General features: G+C 72.8%; 16 protein-coding genes. 12 read left to right on the plus strand and 4 right to left on the minus strand.

The window, feature by feature from the left end; genetic code table 11:
- The first annotated feature begins 47 nt into the window (after window positions 1-47).
- The 4 genes from pstC (at window position 48) to M1P99_RS10055 (ending at window position 2,636) form a co-directional block, all read left to right on the plus strand.
- Entirely contained in the window at window positions 48-1,055 is a 1,008-nt protein-coding gene (pstC, locus tag M1P99_RS10040; protein WP_304452388.1) for a phosphate ABC transporter permease subunit PstC, read from the plus strand.
- On the plus strand, window positions 1,052-1,975 hold the full coding sequence (gene pstA / locus M1P99_RS10045) for a phosphate ABC transporter permease PstA (protein ID WP_304452389.1): 924 nt from the start codon (window positions 1,052-1,054) through the stop codon (window positions 1,973-1,975). Before pstC ends, pstA begins: the two co-directional genes overlap by 4 nt.
- Window positions 1,976-2,117: 142 nt before the next feature.
- The gene (locus M1P99_RS10050; RefSeq protein ID WP_304452390.1) at window positions 2,118-2,336 is read left to right on the plus strand and encodes an EF-hand domain-containing protein; all 219 of its coding nucleotides are present in this window, start codon (window positions 2,118-2,120) and stop codon (window positions 2,334-2,336) included.
- Between the two features lie 90 nt (window positions 2,337-2,426).
- Window positions 2,427-2,636, plus strand: a complete 210-nt coding sequence (locus M1P99_RS10055; RefSeq protein WP_304452391.1) for an EF-hand domain-containing protein — start codon at window positions 2,427-2,429, stop codon at window positions 2,634-2,636.
- Between the two features lie 148 nt (window positions 2,637-2,784).
- Here the strand turns inward: M1P99_RS10055 and M1P99_RS10060 are convergent, their stop codons facing one another.
- On the minus strand, window positions 2,785-3,540 hold the full coding sequence (locus M1P99_RS10060; RefSeq protein WP_304452392.1) for a spermidine synthase: 756 nt from the start codon (window positions 3,538-3,540) through the stop codon (window positions 2,785-2,787).
- 98 nt (window positions 3,541-3,638) lie between these two features.
- Here M1P99_RS10060 and M1P99_RS10065 point away from each other — a divergent pair, with 98 nt between their 5' ends.
- The 4 genes from M1P99_RS10065 (at window position 3,639) to M1P99_RS10080 (ending at window position 5,345) form a co-directional block, all read left to right on the plus strand.
- Complete coding sequence (locus M1P99_RS10065; RefSeq protein ID WP_304452393.1) at window positions 3,639-4,046, plus strand: DoxX family membrane protein; 408 nt, start codon at window positions 3,639-3,641, stop codon at window positions 4,044-4,046.
- Window positions 4,047-4,120: 74 nt separating this feature from the next.
- Window positions 4,121-4,666: a TetR/AcrR family transcriptional regulator gene (locus tag M1P99_RS10070; protein ID WP_304452394.1), complete on the plus strand. Its 546-nt coding sequence runs from the start codon at window positions 4,121-4,123 to the stop codon at window positions 4,664-4,666.
- Window positions 4,663-5,022, plus strand: a complete 360-nt coding sequence (locus M1P99_RS10075) for a multidrug efflux SMR transporter (RefSeq protein WP_304452395.1) — start codon at window positions 4,663-4,665, stop codon at window positions 5,020-5,022. The genes M1P99_RS10070 and M1P99_RS10075 overlap by 4 nt, the downstream gene beginning before the upstream one ends.
- Window positions 5,019-5,345 carry a multidrug efflux SMR transporter gene (locus M1P99_RS10080; RefSeq protein WP_304452396.1) on the plus strand — a complete coding sequence of 109 codons (327 nt, stop codon included), beginning with the start codon at window positions 5,019-5,021 and terminating at the stop codon, window positions 5,343-5,345. Before M1P99_RS10075 ends, M1P99_RS10080 begins: the two co-directional genes overlap by 4 nt.
- A 75-nt stretch (window positions 5,346-5,420) precedes the next feature.
- Here the strand turns inward: M1P99_RS10080 and hisG are convergent, their stop codons facing one another.
- The 3 genes from hisG to M1P99_RS10095 all read right to left on the minus strand — a co-directional run bounded on the left by hisG (window position 5,421) and on the right by M1P99_RS10095 (window position 7,698).
- On the minus strand, window positions 5,421-6,275 hold the full coding sequence (hisG, locus tag M1P99_RS10085; protein WP_304452397.1) for an ATP phosphoribosyltransferase: 855 nt from the start codon (window positions 6,273-6,275) through the stop codon (window positions 5,421-5,423).
- A gap of 230 nt (window positions 6,276-6,505) precedes the next feature.
- Window positions 6,506-6,769 carry a phosphoribosyl-ATP diphosphatase gene (locus M1P99_RS10090; RefSeq protein WP_304452398.1) on the minus strand — a complete coding sequence of 88 codons (264 nt, stop codon included), beginning with the start codon at window positions 6,767-6,769 and terminating at the stop codon, window positions 6,506-6,508.
- A 98-nt stretch (window positions 6,770-6,867) separates the two neighbouring features.
- Window positions 6,868-7,698 (minus strand): SDR family oxidoreductase, encoded by an 831-nt coding sequence (locus M1P99_RS10095; RefSeq protein WP_304452399.1) that lies wholly within the window; start codon window positions 7,696-7,698, stop codon window positions 6,868-6,870.
- A gap of 173 nt (window positions 7,699-7,871) precedes the next feature.
- Here M1P99_RS10095 and M1P99_RS10100 point away from each other — a divergent pair, with 173 nt between their 5' ends.
- From M1P99_RS10100 to M1P99_RS10115, 4 genes are all read left to right on the plus strand, one after another.
- The gene (locus tag M1P99_RS10100) at window positions 7,872-8,570 is read left to right on the plus strand and encodes a class I SAM-dependent methyltransferase (protein ID WP_304452400.1); all 699 of its coding nucleotides are present in this window, start codon (window positions 7,872-7,874) and stop codon (window positions 8,568-8,570) included.
- Between the two features lie 493 nt (window positions 8,571-9,063).
- Entirely contained in the window at window positions 9,064-11,418 is a 2,355-nt protein-coding gene (locus M1P99_RS10105; protein ID WP_304452401.1) for a trehalase-like domain-containing protein, read from the plus strand.
- A 138-nt stretch (window positions 11,419-11,556) separates the two neighbouring features.
- Entirely contained in the window at window positions 11,557-12,672 is a 1,116-nt protein-coding gene (locus M1P99_RS10110) for a winged helix DNA-binding domain-containing protein (RefSeq protein WP_304452402.1), read from the plus strand.
- Window positions 12,673-12,813: 141 nt separating this feature from the next.
- Window positions 12,814-14,532, plus strand: a complete 1,719-nt coding sequence (locus tag M1P99_RS10115; RefSeq protein ID WP_304452403.1) for a hypothetical protein — start codon at window positions 12,814-12,816, stop codon at window positions 14,530-14,532.
- Window positions 14,533-14,605: the final 73 nt, after the last annotated feature.

Here is a 14,605-nt window from a genome sequence, read left to right on the forward strand (position 1 = left end):
GGCGGCACTGGTCTGCACTCCCCCCGAAAGCCACAGAGGAGAAGCCCATGTCCACCGAGGCCCCCGAGACGCCTCCGGCCCGTGAGGACTCACGACGGGGGACACTGACGGCCGGCAGAGGACGTCTCGCCGACCCGATCTTCAAGTGGGTCGTCACCGCCTGCGGCACGCTCGTGCTGGTCATCCTCGCCCTGATGGTGTTCCGGACCGTCTCCGAGGCCTGGCCGGTCTTCGTCAAGGAGGGCTTCTTCGGCTTCCTGATCGGCGACGTGTGGGACGCGGGCGGCTCGCGGACGGAGATCACCGGCACCTACGGTGCCTGGCCCTTCATCTACGGCACCCTGGTCACGGCCGTCATCGCCATCGCCATCGCGCTGCCGCTGGCGATCATGGTCGCCGTCTACCTCACCCACCTGGCTCCGCGCCGTCTGGCCAAGCCGCTCTCCTACACGGTGGAGCTGCTGGCCGCGGTGCCGAGCGTCATCTTCGGCCTCTGGGGCCTGCACTGGTTCCTGCCGAACGTGCTCCGCCCCTTCTTCGAGTTCCTCGAAGGCGCGCTGGGATGGTTCTTCCTGTTCGAGGGCCCGGTCCGGGGGGTCGGCTACCTGCCCGCCGGGATCGTCCTGGCCATCATGATCCTGCCGATCATGACCGCGATCATCCGCGAGGTGGTCGCCGTCCAGCCCCTCGAACAGCAGATGGCGGCCTACGCCCTGGGCTCGACCCGGTGGGAGGTCGTCTCGAAGGTGGTCCTGCCGTCCAGCTTCTCCGGGATCGTGGCCGCCTCCATGCTGGGGCTGGGCCGCGCGCTGGGCGAGACCATCGCCGTTCTGATGCTGATCGGCGGCTCCCAGTCCTGGGGCGCCAGCCTCTTCGGCACGGGCAGCAGCATGGCCTCGCACATCGCCGCGACGTTCGGCGAGGCCTCCCCGGAGGGCCGGACCGGGCTGATGGCGATCGGTGTCGCCCTGTTCCTGGTCACGATGATCGTCAACATCCTCGCCCGCGTGATCGTGTGGCGCCTGGGACAGCACACGGGAGACGCCGCCGTATGAGCACCACGACCACCACTCCTCCGACGCCCCCCGCCCCCTCCGAGCACACGCCGCTGAGCGTGCGCAGCCGCGGCGCCGGCACGCGCCGCCTCAAGGACCGCGCGTCCACCGTCGTCCTGACGGCCGCGATGGTCATCGCGATGATCCCGCTGGTCCTCATCATCTTCGAGGTGACCCGGCGCGGCATCGGGGTCGTCGACCTGGACTTCATCACCCAGAGGGAGCCCCCGCCCCGCCGCGAGGGCGGCGGCTACGTGGCCGGTTTCGTCGGCACGCTCTACATCATGGCGCTGGCCGTCCTGATGTCGATCCCGTTCGGCATCGCCACGGCCGTCTACATCGTGGAGTACGGGCCGAACCGGCTGACCGCGGTGATCCGCTTCTTCACGGACGTCATGACGGGTATCCCGTCGATCTTCGTGGGCCTGTTCGTCTACGGCCTGCTCGTGGTCGGCTGGGGCGGCCTGGGCTTCGGTACCTTCGTGGGCGCCGTGGCGATCGCCGTGATGATGCTGCCCATCGTGACCAGGTCGGCGGAGGAGATGCTTCGGCTCGTGCCGCAGGAGATCCGCAACGCCAGTTACGGCCTGGGCGCCCGCAAGTGGCAGACCATCGTGCACACGGTCCTGCCCGCCGCCGGCCCCGGCCTGGCCACCGGTTCGATGCTCGCGGTCGCGCGCGGGATCGGTGAGACGGCGCCGCTGATGCTCACCGCGTTCGGTTCGGGTCTGATCGTGACCGCGTTCCAGGGCAGTGCCCAGGGCGCCGTGCCCCTTCAGCTGTACCGGGGCGCCTCCCAGCCGTTCGAGGCCGGGATCGACCGCGCCTGGGGCGCGGCGCTGTGCCTGTTCGCCCTGGTGCTGCTGTTCACCGTGGTCGCCCGCTGGATCGGTTCCCGGGGCGCCTCGCGCACCAGCTGACCGCCCGCTCAGACCGCGCGGGGTCGCGGGCCGGGACCTCCCGGCGCGCGGCCCCGTCGCCGTCCCCGCTCCCGCCTTCCGTGCACGCAGTGTCCGCCGATAGCCTGGCCCATCCCAGCCCTCCACCGGAAAGCGTGACCCCATGACCGAGACCTCCCAGTACGCCGCCACGTTCTCCCTCGTCGACTCCGACGGCGACGGGCGCATCTCGGCCGGGGAGCTCGCCGAGCTCATGCGCAGGCTCGGGGACGAGTGCACCGAGGAGCGGGCCGCGGAGGCCGTCCGCGCGATGGACGGCGACCACGACGACCTGATCTCGCTGGCGGAGTTCGCCGCCTACATGTCCCAGAACCAGGGCTGACCCGCCGCGGCCGCGATCACCTCCGCTTCCGCCGCGCGTCCCCGGTAATCTGGTCCCCGACCACGCCCCTCACACCTGAGACGTAGGCAGATGCCCGACACCACCGAGTACGAAGCGACCTTCGCGTTCGTCGACGCCGACAGCGACGGCCTCATCTCCGCCCAGGAGTACGCCGACCTCATGCACCGCCTGGGCGACAGCTGCACCGAGGCCCAGGCGCTCGCCGCGATCGAGGCCATGGACCAGGACGGCGACGGCCTGATCACCCTGGACGAGTTCGTCCAGTACATGTCCGCGTGAGCCCGGGCGACGGCCCCTCCACCCGGTGACGTGTCGCCGCCACGGCCTCAGCCGAGCCGTTCGGCCGGACCGACGATGACGCCCTCGGGACCCCGGACGCAACGGAGTGGGCGGCCGTCGATCGAAGCCGGGGGTCTCCGCGGCCGGTTCACGGAGCGGCCGGGGCGCCCTGCGGGCTCCGCCGCGGCTCGCTCGCCAGGTAGATGGTGTCGGGCACGCCCCGGGCGACCGGGACCTCGATCACGCGCACGGACGCGAACCGGGCCGTCAGCGCCGCCTCGAAGCTGGGCACCGCGTTGGCGCTCCAGAAGGACAGCAGGCCGCCGGGGGTGAGCAGGCGGGTCAACCGGTCGAGCCCGGCGGCCTCGTAGAGGCGGCCGTTGCCCTCGATCACGGTCCAGTCGGGGCCGTTGTCGGTGTCCAGGCAGATGAGGTCGTACCGGGCGGGGTCCGCCGCGGCGGCGGCCCGGTCCACCCACGCGACGATGTCGGCGTTGTGGACGCGGCAGCGGGGGTCGCGGTGGACGTACTCGGCCGCCTCGCCCAGTTCGCCGTCGTGCCAGGCGATGACCTGCGCTTCCAGTTCCACCACGTCCACGCGCGCGACGCGCGGGTGGTCCAGCGCCTCACGGGCGGTGAAGCCGACCCCGAGCCCGCCCACGAGGACGCTCGCCCGTGAGCGGCCGGCGGGCAGGGCGGTCAGTCCGACGCGCACCATCTCCCGCTCGGAGGTGCCGTCGCGCGTGTCCATGAGGAACAGGCCGTTGGAGTAGATCTCGTAGTGCGCGCCCACTCTCTTGAGTACCAGGTCACCGCCGGTCTCCCCCGTGACCCGGGCCAGGGTGGCGGTCTCTCCCTCGGGGGCCGTGTACCGCGCGTCGAGCGCGGTGTCTCGCTGCTCCATGCCCACATTGTGCACCCCGGGCCGCTCCGCAGGGGCGGTGGGCGACACCGCCGTTACCGACGAGTAGGTTGGGCCGACCACCACACGAGGAGATCCAGATGTTCCGTTCGGCCCCTGCCCCGTCCTCGAAGATCCGCGCGGCCGCTCCGCTCGCCCTCGGAGGCCTCTTCCTGGGATCGGGCCTGCTGCACTTCCTCACCCCCAAGCCGTTCGAGGCGATCATGCCGCGGGCGCTGCCCGCGCCACGCGCCTGGGTCTACGGCAGCGGCGCGGCCGAACTGGTCTGCGGCGCCGGCCTGCTGACCGGACGGCGCTGGGCCGGACCCGCGAGCGCGGCACTGCTCCTGGCCGTCTGGCCCGCCAACGTCCAGATGGCCCTCGACTCGGGGTCGGGGCGCCTTCCGTCGGCGGCCGACCACCCTGTGGTCGCCTGGGGCCGGGTGCCGCTCCAGATCCCGCTCATCTGGGCGGCGCTCCAGGCGCGCCCCTCCCGGGACGAGCGATAGCGCCGCGACCACCGTCACCGGTGCCGTGATCACGCCATGCCGCTACTTTACCTTCCGGAAGGTAAAGTAGCGGCATGGCGCCCGACACGAGGACACGCATTCTGGACGGGGCACTCGACCTGCTCCGGGCCGAGGGGGGCGGCAGCGTCACCCTGGACTCCGCCGCCAGGCGGGCGGGGCTGACCAAGCCCGGGCTGATGTACCACTTCCCGACCAAGGAGGCCCTGAAGCTCGGCATCGTCGACCACGTCGCCGCGCGGTGGGAGGGGATGCTCCTCGACCGCCTCGCCGAGCCGCTCGAGACGGCCTCGCCGCACCGGCGGACGCGCGCCTATGTGGAGGTCGCGCTCACCGCCCCGTTCGACCGCGCCGACTACGCGGTCTGCACCGACGCGCTGTACCGCGACGCCTTCCACGAGATCTGGGAGCAGCGCTTCCGGCCGTGGCTGCACCTGCCCGACGACCTGCCGGACCACGACCGTGCCCGGCTCACCGCCGCGCGACTCCTCGCGGACGGCTACTGGACGGCCGCCGCCACCGACGTCTTCCCCGTCCCCGAACGCGACCGCGCACGGCTGTTCGCGATCACCGAGGACCTGCTGAAGGACGAGGCCCCGTGAAGCAGTGGCTGTTCCTGTCGGCCGCGATCCTCCTCGAGGTCACCGCGACCCTCTCCCTGCGCGCCGCGCTGGACCACCCCGCCTGGTTCGCCGTGGTGGGCCTCGGCTACCTCGGCGCGTTCGCCGCCCTCTCCCACGTCCTGCGCCTGGGCATGGGCGTCGGCGTCGCCTACGGCGTGTGGGCCGCGACCGGTGTCGCGCTCACCGCCGTCCTGGCCACGTTCCTCTTCGGCGACCCCCTGACCGTGTCCATGGGCCTGGGCATCGCCCTGGTCATCGGCGGTGTGCTGTGCGTGGAGCTCGGCTCACAGGCGGCACGGGCCGCCGCGCCCGAGCAGGAGGGAACACGGGTATGACCTGGCTGTTCATCTCCGGCGCGGTGCTCACCGAGGTCGGCGGCACGCTGTCGCTGCGGATGGCCTCACAGGAGAACGCGAACAAGTGGTGGTTCGGCGGCGTGGCCGCCGGCTACCTGGCCGCCTTCGGCCTGCTCACCCTCGCCCTGGCCGGCGGCATGGCCGTCGGCGTCGCCTACGGCGTCTGGGCCGCGTCGGGCGTCGCGCTGACCGCGCTCGCCTCGCGCCTGCTCTTCGACGAACCCCTCACCCGGGTGATGATCCTGGGCATCGGCCTCATCATCAGCGGTGTCCTGCTCATCGAGTTCGGCTCCGGGCACTGACCCCGCGGGGCCCCGGACACGGCGTCGGGCCCCGCGAAGCGCGCGGGGCCCGACCCAGGCGGTGTGCCTCGACCCTCAGAGGCGGCAGGCGTAGATGTCGGTGACCAGGATGGCTCGGGCCCCGAGTTCCCAGAGGTCGTCCATGATGCGCTGGGCGTCCTTGCGCGGCACCATCGACCGGACCGCGACCCAGCCCTCGCGGTGCAGCGGCGAGACCGTCGGCCCCTCCATGCCCGGGGTGAGGTCGACCGCCGCCTCCAGGCGCTCGGCGTGCACGTCGTAGTCCATCATCACGTAGTCGCGGGCGACCAGGACGCCGCGCAGCCGCCGCAGCAACTGCTCGATCTTGGGGTCGTCCCCGGCGTCGCTGGGCCGGATCACGACCGCCTCGGAGACCAGGATCGGCTCTCCGAAGGTCTCCATGCCGGCCTGGCGCAGGGTGGTGCCGGTGGACACCACGTCGGCGACCGCGTCGGCCACGCCGAGCTGCACCGAGCTCTCCACGGCGCCGTCCAGGTGGATGACCCGCGCGTCGACGCCCTTCTCCTCCAGGTAGGAGCGCAGGAGCCCGTCGAAGGACGTCGCGACGCGCTTGCCGTTGAGGTCGGAGACCTTCATGTCCGCGCCGCCCGGCGCGGCGAAGCGGAACGTGGACCCGCCGAAGCCGAGGGCGAGGACCTCGTCGACGGGCGCGCCGGAGTCCAGCAGCATGTCGCGGCCGGTGATCCCGGCCTGGAGGATGCCCTCGCCGACGTAGACGGCGATGTCCTTGGGGCGCAGGAAGAAGAACTCGGTCTCGTTGTCGGGGTCGATCATGACCAGGTCGCGGCTGCTCTTGCGCTGCCGGTACCCGGCCTCGCGGAGCATCTCCACGGCGGGTTCGGAGAGCTGGCCCTTGTTGGGCACGGCGATCCTCAGCAGGTCGGACATAGGGGTGGCCTTCCTTCGTTGGCTCTGCGGTTCGGGGACGTCCGGTGGGCCGGACCGCGCCGGTGGCGCGGCGGCCTGGGGCGTGTTCGCTGGATGCCGCCCGTCGAGAGCGGCGTCTCCAGTGGTGCTCTCACCAGCCCGACGAGGGAGTTCCCCTCTGCCGACGGAGCAGAACGCGGTGAGAGCAGCCGGGACGACGCGCAGCAGGGCACGTATCCGCGGAACACGCCCTAGAGATGCTTGTAGACGTCCTCGAGGCGCAGGCCGCGGGCCAGCATCAGGACCTGGAGGTGGTAGAGGAGCTGCGAGATCTCTTCGGCGGCGTGCTCGTCCGACTCGTACTCGGCGGCCATCCAGACCTCTGCGGCCTCCTCGACGACCTTCTTGCCGATGGCATGGACGCCGGCGTCGAGTTGGGCGACGGTCCCGGACCCCTCGGGGCGGGAGCGCGCCTTCTCGGACAGCTCGGCGAACAGCTCTTCGAAGGTCTTCATGGTGTCTTTCCTCGACCGACAGTGCGCTACCAGGGTAGGCGCTGCGCGGACCCGGCGCCGCACCGGGAGCCGGATGTCTCACCATGTGGGAGGGATGGTCAGGCCATCCGCCGGGCGAGGGCCCTGACCAGGGTGCGGGGCAGGACCCTGAGCAGGCCGTCCGCCGTCTTGTACTGCCCGCCCGGGACGACCTGGGAGCGGCCCGCGGACCACGCCCGCAGGGTCTCGCGCACGATCTGCTCCTTGGGCACGAACGCGAACTCCGGCAGCCCCTGGTCCTGTACCTTGCGGGTCATGTCGGTGCGCACGAAACCGGGCAGGACCACGGTGACCTGGACGCCCTTGCGCCGGACCTCGGCGGCCACGCTCTCGCTCCACAGGGTGACGAACTTCTTGCCGCCGCCGTAGACCGACCCGCCGGGGTTGGCCGCGGGCTCCCCGGCCAGCGACGACACGTTGACCACGCCGAGCCGCGCGGTCTCGCCCGCCTCGCGCCGGGCGATCTGGACCGGCAGGACCGCGCGGGCCAACTGCAGCACGGCGCGCACGTTGAGGTCGATCATGGCGTCGATCTCGTCCGGGTCCTGCTCGGCGAAGACGCCGCCGTCCCCGCGTCCGGCGTTGTTGACCAGCAGGTCGATGGGCGGGACGCCGTCCGTGCCGTCCCGGCGCAGACGCGCGGCGACCGCTTCGAGGCCCTCGCGCGTGGCGAGGTCGGCGGGCAGTGTCTCCACGTCCGTGCCGTAGCGCTCGCCGATCTCCCCGGCCAGCGCGTGCAGGACGTCCTCGCGCCGCGCGACCACCACCAGGCCGTAGCCGCGCTGGGCCAGGCGGCGGGCGAACTCCTCACCGATACCGCTGGAGGCGCCGGTGACCAGGGCGGTCCTGGGGGTGGAGGAGTCCTGAGGTGTGCTCTGCGCTGCGCTCATGGACCCAGCGTAGGCCGTGCCGGCCGGGCGCGCCCGTGGGACCTGCGGCGGACCGGCCCGTCAGCAGGCCGTGGCGCGCCGCACACCGCCCCCGACCAGGCCGCCGGGCACGGCCCGGCAAGGAAACGCCCCGGTGACTCCCCCTGGCGGCCGTCAGGCGCTAGCGTGCGTGTATGTCCGAGACTCAGAGCCCCGCCGGACCGTTGACCGCCCTCAGGTTGGACGAGCGCCTGCGTGACACCAGGTTGTTCTTCAGCCAGGCGCTGCGGACCTTCCACGCGACCGGTTCCATCGTGCCGAGCAGCCGGGCACTGGCCGACGCGCTGGCCGAGTTCGTCCGCGAGCGCCCCGACCCCGCACAGCCACTGCGCATCCTGGAGGCCGGCGCCGGAACCGGCGCGATCAGCCGCGGGATCGCCGCCGCCATGGGCCCGGGCGACACCGTCGACCTGGTCGAGGCCAATCCCGAGTTCGCCGCCCACCTGGAGGGGTTGCTCACGACCGATCCCGAGCTGTCGCGGATCGCCGACAGTGCCCGGGTCCACGCCAAGCTCGTCAACGAGATGGGTTCGGACCGCCGCTACGACGCGATCGTCTCCGGTCTGCCGTTCGCCAACTTCACCGCCGACGAGGTCACGGAGATCCTCGACTACTACTTCGAGGTCCTCGAACCCGGCGGCACCCTGTCCTTCTACGGCTACCTGTACACCAAGGAGGTCAAGGCGGTCATCGCCCGGCGCGAGGACTACCTCCGCCAGGCGCGGACCAGCTGGGTGGTCCAGGACTGGATCGACCGCTACGGCATCCGCACCGACACGGTGTTCGCCAACATCCCGCCCGCCTGGGTGCACCACCTGCGCAAGCCGGTCTGACCGGTGGGGCCCGCCGCCGCGCGCGGCGGGCCCCACCTCCCTGCGCGCGGAGCGCCCTCGGCGCACCCGGCGTGCCGGAGCGTGTGCCATAGCACGCCGTGGAGCCCGAGTGGGGGTGCGGGGGGTCGGCCATCGCCGCTTCCGTTGCGGCCAGGCCGGTCCCGGGCTCGGGTTGCCCGTCCAATCCTGACACTTCCGCCGCATGAGTGACTTGCATCACATGGCATCAGCGGCCCGGAGACCGCAGGTCGCGGGTAGTCTCGCGTTGACTTCCTGAGGACCGGAGCTTTTCCTCGACGACCGGTAGGACCGGTTTGTCGGCATTCGCGCTAAAAGCTCCTCATATCTTCCCAAAGTCCCCTGCAGGTCATCCCGCGCCACAAGCCCTGGGTCTACGTTGTGCACACCGGAACGGTGTGACCGGTGGCGTGCGCGCGGAGTCCTAATTCTCAACAATTTCCCCAGGTCACCATGGACCGACGGAGGAGGCAACGTGACGCTCACCCACGCGGTCGAGGCGAGCCCGGCGACAGCGCCGGAGACGTCCGGCACGGCTCCCGAAGCCCTGCCACTGGACGTACGCCGACGCGTGTCGGCGTTGGCCCGCTCCTCCAACCTGCTCGTCACCTGCGACTACGACGGCGCCCTGGCCCCCACCGACGCCTCCGCCTCGCGGCCCCTCCCCCAGGCGGTCCGCGCCCTGCGCGATCTCGCCGACCTGCCGGGCACCACCTGCGCCGTCATCTCGGCCCGCTCCCTGGCCGACCTGGCGACCCTCTCCCGCCTGCCCAGCGAGATCCACCTCATCGGCGCCCACGGAGCCGAGTACGACACCACCCTGGACCGGCCCCTGGACGCCGCGGACAAGGCCACCGCGCTGGAGCAGCTCCGCGACCAGGTCCAGGCCACCGCCACGTGCTACCTCGGCGGCGGCCACGGTGAGGAGCCCGTCTTCCTGCGGCTGAACGGCTCCGACACCGGTATCCGCGTCGGGAGCGAGCCCACCGTGGCCGCCCACCGCGTCGCCGACACCCCCGCCGCCGCCCAGCTCCTCACCGTTCTGGCCGCCGAGCGCCGCGCCTGGGTCTTCGGGGAACGCCCCACCCCGATCGAGCGGATGAGCCTGCTGTCCAACCAGGACGCGGTCGCGCTGGTGGGCCCCGACGCGCGCCTGGCGTGGTTCTGCCATCCCGAGCCCGACTCCCCCGCCCTGTTCGCCGAGGTCCTCGGCGGGCGCAGCGCGGGCGTGTTCGCGATCGCCCCCGTCCACGGCGGACGCCCCCTGGGCCAGCGCTACGAGGCCGGCACCATGACCGTGCGCACCCGCTTCTCCCGCCTGGAGATCACCGACTACCTCGCCCAGCCCGAGCAGCCGGGCCGCACCGACCTGGTCCGCGTGATCCACGGCGTGGTCCCGGCCACCGTGGAGTTCGCCCCGCGCCCCGACTTCGGCCGCGCCCCCGTGCGCCTGGTCGCCGTCGAGGGCGGACTGCGGGTCCTGGGCGCGGACTTCCCGATGGTGCTGTCCTCCCCCGGGGTGGACTGGCACATCACCCACGACGGCGTCGACGACGTCGCCTACGCCACCGTCCACCCCACCTCCGAGCGGCCCGTCGTGCTCGAACTGCGCTGCGGCAGCACCGACTCCGCGCCGGGCGGGACCGCCGAGCCGGAGCGTCGCCGGGCCACCCACGAGCACTGGACCGACTGGGTGCGGAACCTGGACCTGCCGGTCACCGCCCGGGACCTGGCCCAGCGCTCCGCGCTGACCCTGCGCGGGCTGTGCACCCCCACCGGCGGGGTGATGGCCGCCGCGACCACCTCCCTGCCCGAGGAGATCGGCGGGGTGCGCAACTGGGACTACCGGTACTGCTGGCTGCGCGACGGCGCCCTGACCGTGCAGTCCCTGGTCTCGCTCGGGTCCACGGCCGAGGCCGAGAAGTTCCTGGACTGGGTGCACGACGTGGTCGCCACCCTGCCCGGCCCCGAACTGCTGCGCCCCCTGTACAGCCTGCGCGGCACCGACCTGGGCCCCGAGGAGGTCATCGAGACCCTCTCCGGCTACGCCGGGTCCCGGCCGGTCCGGGTCGGCAACCTCGCCGACCACCAGGTCCAGCTGGACGTGTTCGGGCCCATCGTCGAGCTCATCAGCCACCTGTCGACCGCACGCGGACACCTGGCCGACCGGGACTGGGACCTGGTCGAGCAGATGTGCGCCGCGGTCGCGCGGCGCTGGGACGAGCCCGACCACGGCATCTGGGAGGAGCGCGACGAACCTCGCCAGCGCGTCTACTCCAAGGTGATGTGCTGGGTGAGCCTGGACCGCGCACTGAGGCTGGCCGCCGACTACGGGCGCGAGGCCGGCCCGGACTGGGCCGGGCTGCGCGAGCGGATCGCGGCCGAGGTGCTGGAGTCGGGCTGGAACGAGCAGGCGCAGGCCTACACCACCGCCTACGACGGCACCGACCTGGACGCCGCCTCACTGCACATCGGGCTGTCCGGCATGATCGACCCGTCCGACGAGCGCTTCCAGGCGACGGTGACCGCGATCGAGGCGCAGCTGCGCAGCGGCCCCACGGTCTACCGCTACCACCGCGACGACGGCCTGCCCGGCGGCGAGGGCGGCTTCCACCTGTGCACCACCTGGCTGATCGAGGCCTACGTGCTGACCGGGCGGCGGGCCGAGGCCGAGGAGCTCTTCAAGCACCTGGTGGACTGCGCGGGACCGACCGGTCTGATCCCCGAGGAGTTCGACCCGGTCACCGAGCGGGCGCTGGGCAACCACCCGCAGGCGTACTCGCACCTGGGCCTGATCCGCTGCGCCCAGCTCCTGGACCGGGACCGGTAGCGGGGACCACCTCCGCCGCACCCGCGGGAACCGGGCGGACCCTCCGGACACCGCGTCCGGAGGGTCCGCCTTTCCCTATGGTTCGTCCCACCGTGCCGGTAGGGTGCTGCCACCGCACCCGCCGGGAGGGACCCCAGGATGGCCACGACCGACACCACGTTGACGCGGCGGGCGCTCAACCGCGCGACCCTGGACCGCCAACTGCTCCTGCGCCGCGTCGACCGCCCCGTCACCGACGTGGTGAGCCACCTCGTCGGCCTCCAGGCGCAGACCACCCACACCTGGTACGTCGGCCTGCAGAGCCGCATCGCTTCGCTCTCGCCCCACGACGTCGGCCGTCGGCTGACCGAGGGCGAGCTCGTCCGCGTCTCACTCATGCGCTCCACCCTCCACCTGGTCACCCCTCAGGACTGCCGCTCCCTGCGCGCCACCGTGCAGACCGCCATGGACCGGGACCTCGCCCACAGCAGCCACGGGAAGACCACCGGTGGCGTGGACCACGACGCCGTGGTCGCGTACGGGCGCGCGCTCCTGGAGAAGCGGCCGCTCACACCCAAGGAGCTGGGCGCGCTGCTCGCCGAGGAGTGGCCGGACGTCCCCGGCGCCGACCTCGCCTACGTCGTGCGCAACCGGATGCCCGTCGTCCAGGTCCCCCCGCGCGGGGTGTGGGGCGCCTCCGGGCCGCCCGCGCTCGCGCCCGCCGACAGCTGGACCGGACTGGCCATGGACGCCCGGGCCGATCCGGACACCCTCGTCCTGCGCTACCTGGCCGCGTTCGGCCCGGCCGGGGTCAAGGACGTGCAGGCCTGGTCCGGCCTGACCCGGCTGCGCGAGGTCGTCGACCGCCTGCGGCCCCGGCTCGTGGTCCTGCGCACCGAGGACGGCGCCGAGCTCTTCGACCTGCCCGACGCTCCCCGGCCCGACCCCGACACCCCGGCGCCGGTCCGCTTCCTTTACGACTTCGACAACCTGCTGCGCGGCCACGCCGACCGGAGCCGCGTCATCTCCGCCGAGGACCTCAAGCGCATCACGTCCCGTAACGGAATGCCGCCCTCGACCGTTCTGGTGGACGGGCGGGTCCGGGCCGCGTGGAAGGTGGTCGGCAAGGGAGCCGGCACCGCCGTCGAGGTCGTCCCGTTCGCCCCGATCACCGGGACGGACGCCGAGGAGGTGACGGCCGAAGGGCTGCGGCTACTGGACTTCCTGGCACCGGACGCCGAGGGCCGCGAGGTCCGCTTCGTGTCGGGGCCCTGACGCCGGCGCGGCCCGTGCCGGCGGCGCGGGCCCCCTCCCGGACCGGCCGCGCGCGCGGTCCCGCGTTCGACGCGACACCACGGACCGTGTACCCATGTGTCCGACCACGGACGATACGTGAGGATATGGAAGGATTCACGGGTGACTGATGAGTTCCGCGCCGCGTTCCAACGTGTGCTCGACACCGCCGCAAGCCAGGCACCCGACTTCCCGGACGCCGTGCACGACGTGTTCCGGCTCTCCTCCGATGTGCCGACGGACGAACTCGCCATCGCCATGGAAGCCCTCACCCCTGTCCTGAGCGACTGCGAACCGGCCGCGGGCATCGCCGCCGACCTCGCGGTCCTCGCCGGGGCCCTGGTCGAGTCCGGGGCGCCCGCGGGCGAGGTCGGCCTGGAGGTCCTGCGGCAGCTCGGACGCTACGGCCAGGCGGCCGTGGCGTTCATGCACGCCTGGGACAAGACCGGCGGCGGACCGCTGCCCGGGCCCACCGAGGTCGGCGAATCGGAGGAGGTGCGGGTCGAGGAGGTCCTCGGCGAGAACGCGCCGCTGGCGACCGTCGGCTGGTGGACCTCGCTGCGCTACGGGCTGGCCGCCAAGGCCATGCTCGGCGACTCCGGGGTACGCGCCGCCGTGCGCGCGGACGCCAGCGCGCTGGACGGGCTCGGCCAGATCGTGCGGGCGCTGTCCACCCACCTCAGCGAGTTCCGCGAGGTCGCCGAACTCCTGCGGATGGCCGAGGCCGACACGGCGCTCGTCCTGGAGCGGGCCTCCCAGCGGGGCTTCCGGGTGCGCTTCGACGGCATCGGCGACAACTTCCAGCTGCACACCCTGCTCGCGGACGCGCTCATCGGCAAGGAGGGGCGGATGCTCTCGGGCACCCGGCCCGACCCGCGCTGGACCGCCGCCTGCCTGGACGCGCCCGCCGACCCCCTGGCCGACGTCGTCGAGGGCGAGTGGGACCTGGTCGGCGGCGACGGCACCTGGGTGGGCAACGAGGCGGTCCCCGGCGACATCCCCGTGGTGGACGGCGAGCGCGTGCTGGTGCTGGAGGCGCAGTCGCTCTCGCACTCCTGGCGGGCCGGGCGCCGGCACCCGCACATCCCCGGATCACTGTCGGTCGTGTCGGAACTGCCCCCGGACCAGGCCCAGGACTGGTGGTCGCGGGTGCACCCCGCCGGATCGGTCCGCCACCCGCTCGCGACACCCATCGAGAACGACGACACCGGTGCGCACCGGCCGCCCCGGCACTTCGGGGTGGCGGCGCACTTCGCCGAGGTGGACTCGGGCCCGATGCCGGCTCCGTTCCCCGACACCGGCCCCGAATCCGAGTACGTCGCCGAGCACGCCGAGTACGGAACCGCGGTCGACGGCGAGCAGGACCAGGCGGCGGCCGGAGCCGGCTCCACACTGGCCCCAGAGGCCCCCGCGTTCCCGTCCGAGCCGCCACAGGACGAAACGCCCGACGACCCGCAGCAGCCGTGGGGCGTCCCGCAGGAGTTCCTGGAGGAACTCGCACGCGGACCGGAACACGCCCCCGGTGACGCCTTCGCCCCCGAACCGGACCCGGCGTCGGCGGCGCACCCGTGGGCGGACGACCCCCTGCCCGACGTGGCGCCCTTCCCCGGGTTCGTCCCGAACTCCGCGGTCGAGGCGCCCCCGCTCCCCGCCTCCTCCCCCGTGCCGCACGAGGAGCCCCTGGCCCTCCCGGTCGACCCCGCCGACCTCGCGCCGGGCGCCCGGCTGCTTCCGCCCATGCCGCCCGGCGTCTCGGACAGCAGCACCTGGGCGCCGGACTGGAAGTGGCCGCTGCCGCCCCGGCACGGCGTGGCCGACACCGACTCCACCGACGGCCGATGACAGATGTCATGCGGAGACCGCTGAACCGCTCACACGGGCCCGGTGACGCCTGCGACTACCGGCCTCCGCACCG

The sequence above is a fragment of the Nocardiopsis sp. YSL2 genome (assembly GCF_030555055.1).
GTDB lineage: Bacteria > Actinomycetota > Actinomycetes > Streptosporangiales > Streptosporangiaceae > Nocardiopsis.

Coding starts and splice junctions, on each gene's coding strand:
- M1P99_RS10100 (WP_304452400.1), top strand. CDS start 7,872: ATGTCCGAGACTCAGAGCCCCGCCGGACCGTTGACCGCCCTCAGGTTG.
- M1P99_RS10070 (WP_304452394.1), top strand. CDS start 4,121: ATGGCGCCCGACACGAGGACACGCATTCTGGACGGGGCACTCGACCTG.
- pstC (WP_304452388.1), top strand. CDS start 48: ATGTCCACCGAGGCCCCCGAGACGCCTCCGGCCCGTGAGGACTCACGA.
- M1P99_RS10050 (WP_304452390.1), top strand. CDS start 2,118: ATGACCGAGACCTCCCAGTACGCCGCCACGTTCTCCCTCGTCGACTCC.
- M1P99_RS10065 (WP_304452393.1), top strand. CDS start 3,639: ATGTTCCGTTCGGCCCCTGCCCCGTCCTCGAAGATCCGCGCGGCCGCT.
- pstA (WP_304452389.1), top strand. CDS start 1,052: ATGAGCACCACGACCACCACTCCTCCGACGCCCCCCGCCCCCTCCGAG.
- M1P99_RS10055 (WP_304452391.1), top strand. CDS start 2,427: ATGCCCGACACCACCGAGTACGAAGCGACCTTCGCGTTCGTCGACGCC.
- M1P99_RS10060 (WP_304452392.1), bottom strand. CDS start 3,540: ATGGAGCAGCGAGACACCGCGCTCGACGCGCGGTACACGGCCCCCGAG.
- M1P99_RS10110 (WP_304452402.1), top strand. CDS start 11,557: ATGGCCACGACCGACACCACGTTGACGCGGCGGGCGCTCAACCGCGCG.
- M1P99_RS10090 (WP_304452398.1), bottom strand. CDS start 6,769: ATGAAGACCTTCGAAGAGCTGTTCGCCGAGCTGTCCGAGAAGGCGCGC.
- M1P99_RS10080 (WP_304452396.1), top strand. CDS start 5,019: ATGACCTGGCTGTTCATCTCCGGCGCGGTGCTCACCGAGGTCGGCGGC.
- hisG (WP_304452397.1), bottom strand. CDS start 6,275: ATGTCCGACCTGCTGAGGATCGCCGTGCCCAACAAGGGCCAGCTCTCC.
- M1P99_RS10095 (WP_304452399.1), bottom strand. CDS start 7,698: ATGAGCGCAGCGCAGAGCACACCTCAGGACTCCTCCACCCCCAGGACC.